The organism is Sorangium sp. So ce385, from assembly GCF_051474135.1.
Classification (GTDB): domain Bacteria; phylum Myxococcota_A; class Polyangia; order Polyangiales; family Polyangiaceae; genus Sorangium; species Sorangium cellulosum_D.
In genome coordinates this window covers 3,507,685-3,521,879 of the sequence record NZ_CP150337.1, presented here as the reverse complement: position 1 = coordinate 3,521,879, position 14,195 = coordinate 3,507,685, and the positions used below count along the sequence as shown (strand labels likewise).

Annotated in this window: 9 protein-coding genes; 2 read left to right on the top strand and 7 right to left on the bottom strand. The window is 70.2% G+C overall.

Annotation, left to right across the window (positions count from 1 at the left end; all coding sequences use genetic code 11):
- Nucleotides 1-170 precede the first annotated feature (170 nt).
- Nucleotides 171-620 carry a DUF4267 domain-containing protein gene (locus WME83_RS13175; RefSeq protein ID WP_437319629.1) on the top strand — a complete coding sequence of 150 codons (450 nt, stop codon included), beginning with the start codon at nt 171-173 and terminating at the stop codon, nt 618-620.
- A gap of 68 nt (nt 621-688) precedes the next feature.
- Here the strand turns inward: WME83_RS13175 and WME83_RS13170 are convergent, their stop codons facing one another.
- From WME83_RS13170 to WME83_RS13145, 6 genes are all read right to left on the bottom strand, one after another.
- Nucleotides 689-2,116 carry a right-handed parallel beta-helix repeat-containing protein gene (locus WME83_RS13170; RefSeq protein ID WP_437319628.1) on the bottom strand — a complete coding sequence of 476 codons (1,428 nt, stop codon included), beginning with the start codon at nt 2,114-2,116 and terminating at the stop codon, nt 689-691.
- A gap of 124 nt (nt 2,117-2,240) precedes the next feature.
- Nucleotides 2,241-5,216, bottom strand: coding sequence for a glycoside hydrolase family 3 C-terminal domain-containing protein (locus WME83_RS13165; protein WP_437319627.1), 2,976 nt, complete (start codon nt 5,214-5,216; stop codon nt 2,241-2,243).
- Nucleotides 5,217-5,248: 32 nt separating this feature from the next.
- A complete protein-coding gene (gene yicI / locus WME83_RS13160) occupies nt 5,249-7,567 on the bottom strand; it encodes an alpha-xylosidase (RefSeq protein WP_437319626.1) in 2,319 nt (772 codons plus the stop codon).
- The gene (locus WME83_RS13155; RefSeq protein WP_437321994.1) at nt 7,564-8,331 is read right to left on the bottom strand and encodes a carbohydrate ABC transporter permease; all 768 of its coding nucleotides are present in this window, start codon (nt 8,329-8,331) and stop codon (nt 7,564-7,566) included. Before WME83_RS13155 ends, yicI begins: the two co-directional genes overlap by 4 nt.
- 116 nt (nt 8,332-8,447) lie before the next feature.
- Entirely contained in the window at nt 8,448-9,359 is a 912-nt protein-coding gene (locus WME83_RS13150) for a carbohydrate ABC transporter permease (protein WP_437319625.1), read from the bottom strand.
- Entirely contained in the window at nt 9,356-10,642 is a 1,287-nt protein-coding gene (locus tag WME83_RS13145; RefSeq protein WP_437319624.1) for an ABC transporter substrate-binding protein, read from the bottom strand. The genes WME83_RS13150 and WME83_RS13145 overlap by 4 nt, the downstream gene beginning before the upstream one ends.
- Before the next feature lie 372 nt (nt 10,643-11,014).
- On the opposite strand from WME83_RS13145, the gene WME83_RS13140 reads away from it, so the two are divergent.
- Nucleotides 11,015-12,826: a DUF4215 domain-containing protein gene (locus WME83_RS13140; protein ID WP_437319623.1), complete on the top strand. Its 1,812-nt coding sequence runs from the start codon at nt 11,015-11,017 to the stop codon at nt 12,824-12,826.
- Nucleotides 12,827-12,932: 106 nt separating this feature from the next.
- Here the strand turns inward: WME83_RS13140 and ribB are convergent, their stop codons facing one another.
- Nucleotides 12,933-14,036 (bottom strand): 3,4-dihydroxy-2-butanone-4-phosphate synthase, encoded by a 1,104-nt coding sequence (ribB, locus tag WME83_RS13135; protein ID WP_437319622.1) that lies wholly within the window; start codon nt 14,034-14,036, stop codon nt 12,933-12,935.
- Nucleotides 14,037-14,195: the final 159 nt, after the last annotated feature.

The following is a 14,195-nucleotide window of genomic DNA, read 5'->3' as shown; positions in this document are numbered from 1 at the left end:
ATGGAACGCCACGGTAGCACCCTTCTCCCGAACGATCGCGCCGTGAGCGCTTCAGACAAAACATCGAGAGCCGGAGCGATGGCCCGTGGCGGCGACGATCCCCACACTCTCCCGCATCGAGCGGCTCGCGCACCGCAAGGGTGGTGATGCCGTATCGGAGGAGGCGGATCGTGAAACGTGAACCTTTGGAGCAATCGTCGCCCTGGAAGCCCACCTCGCCGTCGTTCATCCTCGGCGCGCTGGGCGGCGCGTTCATGCTGTTCCTCGCGGTGAACGGCTTCGCCCAGCCAATCGCGGCGGCTCAGGGCTTCGGCCTCCCGCTCCTCGACGCCGGAGACGCCGTCTTTCTCCACATCAAGGCGGGCCGCGATCTCGGGATCGGCCTCATGTTCGTGGGTCTGCTCGCGCTGCGGATGCGCACGGCGCTCGGCGTCGTCACCCTCGCCTCCAGCGTGATGCCGCTCGTCGACTTCCTGGTGACGAGCACGAGCGGTCGTTGCAGCATCCCCTACGCGCTGATGGTCCACGGCTCCGCGGCCGTCTACTGCGTGGTCGCCGCCGTGGTCATGCTGTGGACGCCGCGCCGCGTGCTCGCGCCGCGCGCGGCGCTGGAGCGTTGAGCGGCGCGGCGGGCAGCCCAGGCGGAAGTGGTGGGTGAACGCTCCGAAGGGCTCCGGGACGCTTGGTGCTAGTCGCACCCGGGCGGAGCGGACAGCCCGATCAGCGAGAAGAACGTGTCGAACGCGTTGTCCTCGAAGCAGTTGCCGTGCGTGTCCGGCTGGGTGAGCAACGTCAGGTCGCTCGCGACGAAGAAGAAAGGGTTCTCGGCCGGCGATCCCGGGCTCAGGCCGTTGTCCATCGCCGTGTTGCCTACCACGTGGTTGTCGCGGGCGTCCTGGTCCAGCAGGTAAGGAACGGTGACAGACGGATCCGTCTGGCAGTCGCGGCCCGGGGCGCCGCTGACCAGCACACAGTAGTCCGCGATGGCAATGCCCGTGAGATCGTTGCCGAAGACCTGGTTGCCCGAGATCTCCGATTCGTCCACGCCGACATAGAGAATGCCCGACCCGGGATGGACGGACGAGAGGATGCTCCCCGGCCGCGCCGTGTTCGGCCTGTTGTTGTCGTATACGTAGTTGCCGCGAGCGTTGACGCGCTTGGAGCCCGCCCGGACGTCGAAGATGCCCGGCAACAGCAGGACCGAGATCCCCACGGAGTTGTTCCTGGCCACGTTGTAGGTCAGGTCGACATCGTCGCTGTTGGACGTCTCGAAGCCGTTGGTGTTGTTCTCGACCAGGTTGTGCGTGACCAGGACGCTCTCGGAGGTCTCGATCCAGATGCCGCTGTCGTTGGCCCCCGTGGCCTTGCTCAGCGCGATGAGCCCGTTGCGCGATTGCGTGGGAAAGATCCCGTAATTCTTGTTGTTGTCCGAGTGGACGTCCACGATCCGGAAGCCGTCGACGCGCTCCGTGAACAGGCCGTTGTTGGAGAAGTCGCGGATGGTGATGCCGCGGATCTCGACGTCGTACAGGACCGGCTCGCTGTCGGTCATCGCGCTGTCGATGCCGGGCTTGAGCGCGAACGGCGGCGCCATGCTCTCATGGCAGCCCATGCAGTCGTTGCGCTCGCTGGGCACGACGACGATCCCGTTGCGCTGGCTGCCGGCGTTCTCGAGGACGACGCGCTCCGTCGGCCTGTTCAGCCCGATGAGCGAGATGCCGCTCTTGTTGATGATCAGGCCGTTGGTCGCGTCGGCCGTCTCCCGGTACACGCCTGGCAGGATGAGGATCCTGGCCCCGTCGTCCGCCTGGTCGATGGCGTCCTGGATCGACTGGCCTGGGCGGACGACGAGGGTTTGGCGCCCGTGCTGGCCGACCGGGAGCCGCCCCTCCTCCACCGCGCCCCAGCCATGGGCGTTCCAGGAATCACCGTCGTGGTCATCCTCGTGACAGGACTGGCAGCCGGCATTCTCTTCCCATGCGAGCATCGGTGCAGGCTGCGAGGCCGGCCCCGCCAGCAACTCGTCGGAGGCATGGGCCTGCGCAGGTACGGACCCTGCGGCAGCTGCGCCCAAGGCGGCACAAAAGACGACCAGCACGTCGCGATGGCACTTCATGGAGCTCCTTCCTCTGGTGATGGAACGGCGACCTACCACCAGAGATACGCCGGAGCTCGGAGCGGTCTGACAACGAATGAAGACGAGACGGCCGCGCCCGACCCTGCGCTGGCCGAACCGCCCCTCAGTCGATCGCGAAGGTCGACAGGCGGGCGGCTCCACGGAACACGAGGTAGACGTCGCGTCGCCCGTAGGCGCCGTCGAGCTCGGCGTTCGCGGTGGCGTAGGCGTACACGTCGCCCGTGCTCGGCACGACGGCGGTCCCAACCAGCTTGCCGCGGACCGGATCGTCGAGCCGGATCTCGACGAGCGCGTCGCCCGCCTCGGCGCGGGCGAACCCGCCGCTGAAGTGGCTGGCGCCGCTGCCCAGCTCCACATCGGAGAAGCGGAGCCAGTCGCCCGCGCTGGCGCCCACGGCATCGCCCCACTCCATGCTCTCGTCGACCAGCTCGACGCCGGCGTAGTCGTCGAAGTCGATCGCCCGCGTCTCGCGGGCGAGGTCGCGCGCCGGGATGTGCTCGCCGCGCACGCGCACGGTCGTGCGGCGGCGGATGTCCACCGAGGAGGAGCCGACCATCAGCTCGACGCCGGCCTGCTCCAGGACCCAGCGGCCCCGCGTCACGTCCCAGTGGGCGAGGTCGGAGGCGGCGAAATCGAGCTCGACCGTCCGCTTCTCGCCCGGCGCGAGGTGGATCCGACGAAACGCCCGCAGCTGCTTGACCGGCTGCGGATCGCGCGACGACGGCTGGCGGCTGTAGAGCTGAACGACCTCGTCGCCGGCCCGGAGGCTCCTGTTCGTGACGTCGACGCGCACCGAGATCGTGTCGCCGGCCTGGACCGACCGGGCGCTCAGCTGGAGGTTGTCGTACCCGAACGTCGCGTACGACAGCCCGTACCCGAACGGATAGAGCGGATCACCTTCGTAGTAGAGATACGTCCGCCGGGCCTTGATGATGTCGTACTCGAGGATGTCCGGCAGGTCCTCCGCCGAGCGGTACCAGGTCTGGGTCAGCCGCCCGGCAGGGTTGTGGTCGCCGAAGAGGACGTCGGAGATGGCATGGCCCGTCTCCTGGCCCGCGTGGTTGGTCCACAGGATGGCGGGGACGTGGGACTTCTCCCACGGGATGGTCATCGGATAGCTCGTCTCGAGCACGAGGATGGTGCGCGGGTTGGCGGCGAGCACCGCCCGTACCAGGGCGGATTGCCCCTCGGCCAGATCCATCGTCGTGCGGTCGTGATCCTCCCGCCCGTTGATGAACGGCATGCTGCCGACGACGACCACGGCGGCATCGGCGCCCGTCGCCGCGCGCACGGCTTCCTCGACGCCGCTCCGGACCACGTCGACCTCGAAGCGCGCCGCGTCGGCCGCCTCGGTCGCGGTCAGGGCGAGCGCGCCGTCGTCGGCGATGGTCAGGTAGACCTCGGGGCCGGCCCAGTCGAACGCCTTCTCGTATCCGGCGTAGCGGATGACATGCGTGCCGTCGCCCTGCGGCTCGAGGACGAACTGCTGCTGGACGAACCAGTCGTATGGCTGGGCGGCGCGGTTCGCGAAGTTGGCACCGAAGTTGAAACGGTCGACCACCTTGCCGTTGGCCGCGCTCCGCAACGTGACGATGCCCTGCCCCCAGTCGAACACGTCGAACTCCTCGGTGGGCCCCGCGCTGGCGGCGCTGACGCGGAGGATGTCCCCGTCTGCATCCGCGCCGGCGGTCACGTAACGGCCGCTCGCGACGTCGCGCAGCACGATCCGGTCCACGCCCTCGCTGGAGAGGATCGTGGCGCCGCCGAGCCGCTCGCGGATGCCGTCCAGGGGCGTGACCCGGTACGGGAGCGCCCCGGAGTACCAGTCCGTGTAGAGCGTGTCCGAGAGCGGCCCGACGACCGCGATCCGCCGCGTGGCCGACGGGTCGAGCGGCAGGAGGCGACGCTTGTTCTCGAGCAGCACCATGGCCTCGTCGGCGGCCCGGCGGGCCAGCTGGCGGTGCGCCGGGCTGTCGATGACGTCGGGCCCGATATCCGCGAAGGGCCCCCCCTCCGGATCGAAATCGCCGAGCCGGAGGCGGACGGAGAGGACGTGCTCGACGGAGGCGTCGATGTCCTCCTCGGCGAGGAGCCCTTGCGCGAGCGCCGAGCGGAGGGTCTCGAGGGTGGGCGCGCTGTCGTTGTTGTCGACGGTGAAGCTGTCCACGCCGGCCAGGAGCGTCGCCGCGAAGGCCTCCTCCTTCGTGGCGAAGTACCGCTGCGAGCTGGTCAGGTTGGAGGGCGCCCAGGCGTCGGACACGTTGTAGAGCGTCTTCTGCGTCCAGCTCCGCACGACGTCGCCGACATCCGGGTTGACGGTGGCCGGCCTGCCGTTGACCAGGTTGTAGGAGGTCATGACGCCGGTCACGGCGTCGGCGGCGATGGGCATCTTGAAGGCCAGCTCGTCATACTCGTGCTTCACGCGCGGGCGCAGGTTCGACGAGGTGGTGTCACGGCGGATCTCGTTGTTGTTGGCGAGGAAGTGCTTGATGACCGGCGCGGTCTTCAGGTAGAGCGGGTCGTCCCCCTCGAGGCCGCGCCCGTAGGCGGTGGCGATCACACCGGAGAGGAGCGGGTCCTCGGAATAGCCCTCCTCGTTGCGCCCCCACCGCGGGTCGCGCAGGAGGTTGACCACGGGCGCCCATACCTGCAGACCCCAGACGCGAGGGGCGAGCGCGTGATAGCCGCGCACCTCGTCCCCGACAGCCTCGCCGACCTGCCGGATGAGCTCCGGGTTCCAGGTCGTCGCCAGGCCGATCGCCTGGGGGAACACCGTGCCGGTCGCCGTCACGACGGCGCCGCCGTTGTCGCGATCGGTCGACCAGGCCACTCCATGCAGCGCCTCGGTGCCGGCCTTGAAGTCCGGGATGCCGAGCCGCGGAATGGCAGGCTGGAACTGATGCAAGAGCGAGAGCTTCTCGTCGAGCGTGAGCCGGCCGAGGAGGTCGTGGACGCGGACCTCGATCGGCAGACCGGGGTCCTGGAACGGCAGCGTGTCACCCGCGCTCGCGTCCGAGGGGTGAAACGCCAGCGCGATGACGAACGGAACGGAAGCAGCGATTGAGCGAGATCTTTTCATCGGTCGTTTCCTCTGGGGCCGGGTGCCGTGGCTCAGCCCTTCTCTTCCAGCGTGATGACCAGCGCGCCGCCGGCCGCCCTGACCAGCGCTCCCCGCGGGTGCTCCGCGCTCTCCCCGCCTTCGACGGCCACGACGCGGCGGTTGACGAGGAGAACGTTCCAGGCCCCCGGGGCGCCCGCGGCCTCCACCCGCACCACCGGGCCGCGCCGGGACGTGGTGAACGTCGTGACCGCGTCCCCGTCCGCGCCCGGGATCGCCGTGGTGACGCTGGCGCCGTCCGCCGGCTCGTACACGCGCAGCGTCACCCCATTCGCATGGTCGTAGTCGGGACGGTCCTCCACCGCGCCCTCGGGGATCACCGCCCCCGGACGCACGAGCAGCGGCACGCTGTCGAACCCGTGGCGCTCGCGCACCCAGCGGCCGCCCTCGACGCGCTCCCCCGTGAGGTAGTGCGTCCACACGCCGCGCGGCACATAATAGGAGACCTCCCCGTCGGCGGAGAAGACGGGCGCCACGAGCAGGTCGTCGCCCAGCATGTACTGCCGCTCCAGGTGCGTGCAGGCCGGGTCGTCCGGGAACTCGACGACCATCGCGCGCATCATCGGCAAGCCCTCGCCGTACGCCTGCCGCGCGGCCCCGGCCAGGTAGGGCATCAGCCGCATCTTCAGCCGGCTGAAGCGCCGCAGCACCTCCACCGACTCCTCGTCGAACAGCCATGGCACCCGGTAGGAGCGGCTCCCGTGCAGCCGGCTGTGCGACGACAGCAGCCCGAACACGATCCACCGTTTGAACAGCGCCGTGTCGGGGGTGCCCTCGAACCCGCCGATGTCGTGGCTCCAGAAGCCGAAGCCCGACATGCCGAGCGACAGGCCGCCCCGCAGGCTCTCCCCCATCGCCTCGAACGTCGACTCGCAGTCGCCGCCCCAGTGCACCGGGAACTGCTGCCCGCCCGCCGTGGCCGAGCGGGCGAACACGACCGCCTCGCCCTCCCCGCGCCGCGCGCGCAGGAGCTCGAACACCGTCTGGTTGTAGAGGGTAGCGTAGTAGTTGTGCGCGCGTTCCGGGTCGGACCCGTCGTGGTAGACGACGTCGGTGGGGATGCGCTCGCCGAAGTCGGTCTTGAAGCAGTCGACGCCCATGTCGAGCAGCGCGTCGAGCTTTTCGGCGTACCACGCGCGGGCCTCGGGGTTGGTGAAGTCGACGACGGCCAGGCCCGGCTGCCACAGGTCCCATTGCCACACGTCGCCGTTCGGGCGCCGCAGCAGGTAGCCGCGCGCCCTGCCCTCCTCGAACAGCGGCGAGCGCTGCCCGATGTAGGGGTTGATCCAGACGCAGATGCGCAGGCCGCGCGCCTTGAGCCGGCGCAGCATCCCGCGCGGGTCGGGGAAGACGCGCGGGTCCCACTCGAAATCGCACCACCGGAACTCGCGCATCCAGAAGCAGTCGAAGTGGAACACGCTGAGCGGCAGGTCCCGCGCGGCCATCCCGTCGATGAACGAGGTGACGGTCGCCTCGTCATAATCGGTGGTGAACGAGGTGGACAGCCACAGCCCGTACGACCAGGCCGGCACCCGCGCGGGCCGCCCGGTGAGCGCGGTGTACTTGCGCAGGATCTCCCTCGGCGTCGGCCCGTAAATGAGGAAGTAGCGCATCGATTGGCCCTCGACGCTGAACTGCGTCCGCGCCATCGCCTCGGAGGCCACCTCGAACGACACGCGCCCGGGGTGGTCGACGAACACGCCGTAGCCCGCGTTGGTGAGGAAGAACGGCACGTTCTTGTACGCCTGCTCGCTGGACGTGCCGCCGTCGGCGTTCCAGATGTCCACGGCCTGCCCGTTCTTGACCAGCGGCCCGAACCGCTCGCCGAGGCCGTACACGAAGTGGTCCACGCCGAGGTCGAGCTGCTCGCGCACGTAATGGCGGCCGTCGTCGGTGTCGATGATCGCCATCGCCTTCTGCGCGCTGCCGGTGAGGCGGCGGCCCCCGGCCAGGAAGTCCAGCCTCCACCCCTCGCGGCGCCCGACCCGCACCGACAGCGCGCCGGAGGTCAGCGTCGCCGCGTCCTCGTCCACCGTCACCTCCCCGGTCGGGTCGGCGGCCAGCGCGAACGCCGGGCCGCGCGGCCGCTCGCCCGCGAAGTGCGTGATGGTGACGCCGATGACGCCCGGCATCGGGGATGCGCAGGAGACGGTCACCACCGGCCCCTTGAGCAGGTCGCCGCGGTGCCGGATCCGCTGGACGGGCGCGTGCACGACGAACGACGCCGGCCCGGCGTCGACGTCGAGGACCTCCGCCGGGTAAGCCGCGTGCACGCCCTTGCGCATCATCCAGTAACCGTCGCTGAACTTCATTCCTTGATCGCTCCTGCTGTGAGCCCGCGCGACAGCGTGCGCTGGAAGATGAGAAAGAAGACGACGGTCGGCAGCAGGCCGAGCAGCGCGGCGGCGCTGGACATGGTGGCGTCCATCAGCCGCTGCCCCTGCAGCACGCCGAGCGCGACCGAGACCGTCTGGTTGTCGTTGGAGATGAGAAAGATGAGGGGGATCAAAAACTCGTTCCAGGTCCAGATGAAGAAGAAGACGAGCATCACGGTCAGCGTGGGCCACACGACCGGCACGACCACCCGCCACAGGATCTGCCACCGGCTCGCGCCGTCGATCCGCGCCGCGTCCAGGAGCGGCCGGGGGAACGCCGACATCACCGACGACAGCAGGTAGGTGCCGAACGCGCTCTGGATGACGGTGAACACGATGACGACGCTGATCCGGGTGTCGTAGAGCCCGAGCCTGTTGGCCAGGGTGTACAGCGGGTAGACCAGCGACTCCTGCGGCAGCGTGTTGGCCATCAGCAAGAGGACCAGCACCCACGTCCGGAGCTTGATCCGGCCGATGCCCAGCGCGTAGGCGTTCAGCACCGACAAGAGGACCGCGAGCACGGCCACCGAGCCGCTGATGAGCAGGCTGTTGAGCAGGACATGGCCGAAGCCGACGCGCTCCCAGAAGTCCCTGATCCCCTCGAGATGGAACCCCTCCGGCGGGGCGAGCGGGCCATGGGCGGTGTACTCCTCCGGCGTCTTCAGCGCGTTGAAGACCACCACGGCGAACGGGATCAGCATGATCCCGGCCAGCGCGCTCAGCGCCGCCAGCACCGCGTAGGCCGACGGCCCCCGGCGGCGCCGCCGCGGCCGGCGCCGCGCGGGCGCGCTCACCGGGCTTTCGGCCAGCGTCGCGGTCACGGCTCTTCCCCCAGCTCACGGCCCTGCAGCCGCAGGAAGGCGATGGTGAGCGCGAGGATGATCAGCGTCAGCACGGTGGCGATCGCCGAGCCGTAGCCGACGTCGGTCTTCTCGAAGAAATGGACGTAGGAGTAGTAGGACGGCACGTTGGTCGCGCCTCCCGGGCCCCCCCTGGTGAGCACGAAGATGTGCGGGAACGCCTTGAGCGCCGCGATCGTCGTCCACAGCAGCACCACGAAGATCTCGGGCTTGATCTGCGGGATCGTGACGTGCCAGAAGCGCTGCGCCCACGAGGCCCCGTCGATCTCGGCCGCCTCGTACAGCGACGGGTCCACGCGCTGCAGCCCGGACATGAAGATCACGAGGGGGAATCCGATCTGGATCCAGACCATGACCCCCATGACGCTCCACAGCGCGGTGTCGGGATCGCCGAGCCAGTCGTGCGCGAGCGCGCCGAGCCCGATCGCGGCCAGGAGGTCGTTCACCGCGCCGTTCTCGGGGGCGAGCAGCCAGCTCCAGACGATGCCCGCGATGACGATCGGCAGGACCTGCGGCAGGTAGATGCAGGCGCGCAGGACGCTGGCGGCGCGCGGGCCGAAGTGCCGGTCGACCAGGTCGGTCAGGGCGGACGCCAGCACGAGCCCGATCATCGTCGGGAGGATCGCCATCCCGACGATGACCAGCACATTGTGTCGGAACGACGCCCAGAACTCGCCGTCCGTCGCCAGCTCCCGGTAGTTGTCCAGCCCCACCCACGTCGGGGTGCCGACGCCGGTCCACGCGGTGAAGCTGGTCCCGAGGTTCATCAGGAACGGCGCCCCGATGATCCCCGTGAACAGCAGCAGTCCGGGGATCAGGTAGGGCAGGTACGCGAGCCCGTCACGCCCTGTCGCGCCGCGCGCCGTCACCGGGGCAGCCCGCTGTCGTAGCTCTTCTGGATGCCGCCGAGCACCGACTGCGGCGGATCGCCGTTCATGAGCTTCTGGGTATGCGAGACCCACTGGTCGTAGAAGCCCGGGACCGGCCAGTCCGGGTAGTACGCGAGGCCGCTCGACTGGGCGAGGGTGTTGAAGCCGTCGATGAGCTTCTTGGCCCTGGGCTCGGTGATGGCCGCGCTGTCGGCCGCCACCGGGACGCCGCCGGCGTTGCCGAGGGTGTTCTGGATCTTCTTCTTCAGCGTGATGTCGATGAAGTCGTAGGCCAGCTGCTTGTTCTTCGCGCCCGCCGGGACGACCCACAGGTTGCCGCCCGAGCCGAGGGTCAGCTTGGCGCCGGGCCACACGAAGGTATCCCAGTCGAATTTGGCCTCCTTGGCCACGCGCCCGAACCACCACGTCCCGGAGAACATCATCGGGAACTTGCCGCTCATGAACCCCACCCCGGCGTCCTCGGCCTTGGTGCTGACCGACCTCTTGGCGATGTAGCCCTTGGTCACCCAGTCGGCGAACGTGGTCGCCCCGTGCGTCCAGGCCGGGTCGGTGAAGTCGGTCTTGCCGGTGTAGCGCTGGTACGCGTTCACCCAGGGCTGGTCGGCCTTGTCCAGCGCGAGCTGGTAGACGTACTGCTGCGCCATGTACTCGGCGCCGGCGTTGGCCAGCGGGGTGACGCCCTTGGCGACGAACGCGTCGAGCGCCTTGGTGAGCTCGTCGAACGTGGTCGGGACCTCGACGCCGTGTTTCTTGAACAGGTCCTTGTTGTAGTAGACCAGCGTGTACTCGGCGTAGTTGGGCACGCCGTACCACTTGCCGTCGCCCATGATGCCCTTGTCGTCGTACTTGGCGACGACCTGCACGCCCGGGCCGATCAGCTTGTCCCAGCCGCGCTTCGTGGCCTCGGGGGTGAGGTCCTGGAGCAGGCCCTGCTTGGACAGGAGCCCGGCGGTCGCGTTGCCCTTGTTGTACTCCATGACGTCGGGGGCGCTGCCGGAGTTCAGGATCATGGGCGCGGTCTTCTGGATCTGCTCGAAGCCCTTCTCCTCGAGCTTGACCTTCACGCCCGGATGGGTGGCCTCGAACTCCTTGATCGCCTCGCTCCAGGCCACGCCCATGGCGCTGTCGGGAGCCTCGTAGTGCCAGACCCGCAGCTCCTTACCGCCGGGCTCGCCATCGTCGCTGCGACCGCACCCGGCCAGCGTCAGGGCCCCTGCGGCAAGCACGGCGAGCAGCGCTGCGCCCTTGACTCTTCCGATCATAAATTTCCTCCGGAACGAGAAACCGACATCGGCCCTCCTCGTTGAAGCGCTTCGGGTTGCCGGGATGTTTACCCTCATGTTAACGTTCACACAACCGGTTAAGTGAAAGAAATTCGCTGACCACGCGTTCAGCTAGGGCGACGAACGGGTTGCAACCGCTCGAAAGAGCAGCAATTCGAACCGACAAGGCGCCAAGGACGCCAAGATCTCGTTCCCTGCTTGGCGTTCTCGGTGTCCCTGGCGGTTCATTTCTCGGTCGATCGAGGTGATCGGTGTTCCAGGCGGAGCGGTTGCGCCGAAGATGGCATCACGCTGCGCCGTGGAGTGAGGCTCACCCGCGTTATGACGGCTCTCTTGCGTTGGAGCAGATGGATGAACGTACGACTCGTTGCAGGTATTTTCGTGCTGGCGCTATCGGCAGCCGCAGGATGCGGAGACGATGACGGCCAAGGGGGCGCCGGCGGCAATGGCGGCTCCGGCGGCAATGGCGGTGACGGCGGCGCCGACGCCACGAGCACCGGAACTGGCACCGGCGGCACCGGCGGCGAGCCCGCCGGCACCGGCGGCACCGGCGGCGAGCCCGCCGGCACCGGCGGCACCGGCGGCGAGCCTGCCGGCACCGGCGGCACCGGCGGCGAGCCCACCGGCACCGGCGGCACCGGCGGCGAGCCCACCGGCACCGGCGGCACCGGCGGCGAGCCCGCCGGCACCGGCGGCACCGGCGGCGAGGCCGCCGGCACCGGCGGCACCGGCGGCGAGCCCGCCGGCACCGGCGGCAGCGGCGGCGAGCCCACCGGCACCGGCGGCACCGGCGGCGAGCCCACCGGCACCGGCGGCACCGGCGGCGAGCCCACCGGCACCGGCGGCGGCGGCGGGGCGGCGAGCACGCTGTACGAGGCCTGCGCGACGGACGCGGAGTGCACCGGGCAGTCCTGCCTCTCCGAGGAGGATTATGGATACCCGCTCGGGCTCTGCTCGACCCTGTGTGCTCCCGAGGCCGAGCCAACGGCGGGCGGAGCGTGCGACGGCGGGGTCTGTGTCGGTTTCTCCGAGGGCGAGGGCGCGTGTCTGGCGCTCTGCAGCGCGTCCTCAGCGTGCCGCGACGGTTATGCCTGCGAGGACATCGGGGGCGGCATCCAGGCCTGCGTCCCGAGGTGCACCTCGGACGCCCAGTGCCCCTCGCGCGGCGCATGCGACACCCTGACCGGCGTCTGCACGCTCGCCGAGACGGACTGCGCGAACTACGAGGACGACGACGGGGACGAGTCCTACGACTGCGCGGACACCGACTGCGCCGCGACCTGCGCCCCGATCGCCGAGGCCGCCTGCGCGAGCGCGACACCCATCGTCTCGACGACGATCCACGGCGACACGTCGGGAGGCACGAGCGGCCTGGAAGGGACCTGCTTCCTCGGCAACACGGGGCACGGACCGGAAGAGATCCACCTGTTCACCCCGCCCGCCGGGCAGTCCGGCACGCTCGTGATCGAGCTCGAGTCGCCGACCGATCACAGCGTCTACGCCCGCAGCTCGTGCGCGGACATGCGCTCCGAGATCGGCTGCTCCGACGAGAACTCCCCCTACGACGGTCTGCCCGACGAGGAGCGGATCGAGATCGACGTGAGAGTCGGCCAGGCCGTGCCGATCGTCGTCGACGCCTATGAGCCGCGGGAGGCCGGTCCCTACACGCTGAACCTCAGGTTCACGCCGATCCTCTGCGGCGACGGGACCGTCGGCTCGACCGAGGAGTGCGACGACGGCAACACCACGAGCGGCGATGGATGCTCCGCCACGTGCGTCTACGAGCCCGACGTGCTGTGCGAGGACGCCGCCGAGCTCGTCATCGGCGAGAACATGGGCAGCACGACGGCCGGCGCGTCGGTGTTCGAAGGCACCTGCATCGGATGGGACCTGCCGGAGGCGATCCACAGGTTCACGCCGCCGAGCGACGGCACGCTCACGCTGACGCTGTCCGCCGAGGCCGACCTGGGCTTCTACCTGCGCGAGAGCTGCGCCGACTTCGGCTCCGAGCTCGAGTGCGCCGACGATGGACGCCGTGGCGACGACGAGACGCTCGCGATCGATGTCACCCGCGGCGAGCCCCTGTTCGTCATCGTCGACACCTACATGCCGATCGGCGGAGGCCCCTACACGCTCACCGTCGCCTTCACCCCCGCTCCCTGAGCGCCGGCGCGCCGTCCGGCGCGCCGGGGTGCCCTCTCCTCGGGACGGCCGAGGTGCGCTGCCCGCGCGCTCGCCGTCCCGCGCGCGCCCGGGCGGCGCTGGCCTGTCAGGGCTGCAGGACGGGGACGCCGGCGAGCCCGTCGGCCGCGCGCCCGCGCCGCGGGAGCGACGCGCCGTGGGCGTCGACCGACACCGGCGGATCGCCGGTCTCGAGGTCGATCTCGCGCTTCGCCGCGGCGGACCGGGGCGCCCTCGAGTCGAGCAGCGTCACGCGGCGGTACCCGAGCTCGACGAGCTCGCGGGCGGCGACGGCGAGGTCGAGGCCCACCGTGTGCTCGGCGCGCGGGTCGGCCGAGGGCGGGCTGTAGATCACCGCGCCCGCGCCGGCGGCCTCGATGTCCCGCAGGGCGCCGAACAGGTCGGCGTCGCCGAGGAGGTCCGACACGAGCGCCGCGCGGTGGGTGAACACCACGGCGCGGTCTCCGGAGAGCGCGGGCGCGCCGTGCGTCAGCAGGAGCAGCTGCCGGTCGCGACGCAGCTGGTACGTGTGCGCCCGCCACTCGCCGCTCAGGCCCGCGGGCCGGAACGGGGTGGTGCCGACGCGCGCGGCGACGTCCTCGCGCTGCACCCGGTGGCGGATGACGTCCCCGATGGCGACGATCGGCAGCCCGTGACGCGCCCCGAAGCGCGCGAGGTCCCGCCGGCGCGCCATCGTCCCGTCGTCGTTCATGATCTCGCAGATGACGGCCGCCGGGCTCGCGCCGGCGAGCCGCGCCAGGTCGACCGCGCCCTCGGTGTGCCCCTCGCGCTCGAGCACCCCGTCGCGGCGCGCGCGGAGCGGGAAGACGTGCCCCGGCGACACGAGGTCGCGCGGCGACGCGTCCCGGGCGATGGCGGCCGCGACGGTGCGCGCCCGGTCGCGGGCGCTGATGCCGGTCGTGACGCCCTCGCGCGCCTCGATGCTCACCGTGAACGCGGTCGAGCGGCGGGCGCCGGCCCGGGTCGCCATGAGCGGCAGCCCGAGGCGGTCCACCTGCTCCTCCGTGAGCGCCAGGCAGACGAGCCCCCGGCCGTGGGTCGCCATGAAGTTGATGGCCGCCGGCGTCGCGCGCTCCGCCAGGACGACGAGATCGCCCTCGTCTTCGCGCTCCTCGTCGTCGACGAGGATGACCATGCCGCCGGACCGGAGCTGCTCGACGGCAGCCTGCACACGCACCGCTGATGACGAAACTGCCATGGGGCGGCCGGATACGCAGGAGGCGTGCCACCGGCGCGACCGGGCCCCGTCCTGCCTCGCCGGCGGTGGTCGGATCGAAAGCCGAAGGCGCGGCAGCAGGGAGAATAATTCCATGATCTCCCTGCCTTCTCG

Bases quoted from the DNA above. Each gene is read 5' to 3' on its own strand.
- WME83_RS13155 (WP_437321994.1), bottom strand. From the start codon at position 8,331: ATGCTGATCCCGTTCGCCGTGGTGGTCTTCAACGCGCTGAAGACGCCG.
- WME83_RS13145 (WP_437319624.1), bottom strand. From the start codon at position 10,642: ATGATCGGAAGAGTCAAGGGCGCAGCGCTGCTCGCCGTGCTTGCCGCA.
- WME83_RS13165 (WP_437319627.1), bottom strand. From the start codon at position 5,216: ATGAAAAGATCTCGCTCAATCGCTGCTTCCGTTCCGTTCGTCATCGCG.
- WME83_RS13140 (WP_437319623.1), top strand. From the start codon at position 11,015: ATGAACGTACGACTCGTTGCAGGTATTTTCGTGCTGGCGCTATCGGCA.
- yicI (WP_437319626.1), bottom strand. From the start codon at position 7,567: ATGAAGTTCAGCGACGGTTACTGGATGATGCGCAAGGGCGTGCACGCG.
- WME83_RS13170 (WP_437319628.1), bottom strand. From the start codon at position 2,116: ATGAAGTGCCATCGCGACGTGCTGGTCGTCTTTTGTGCCGCCTTGGGC.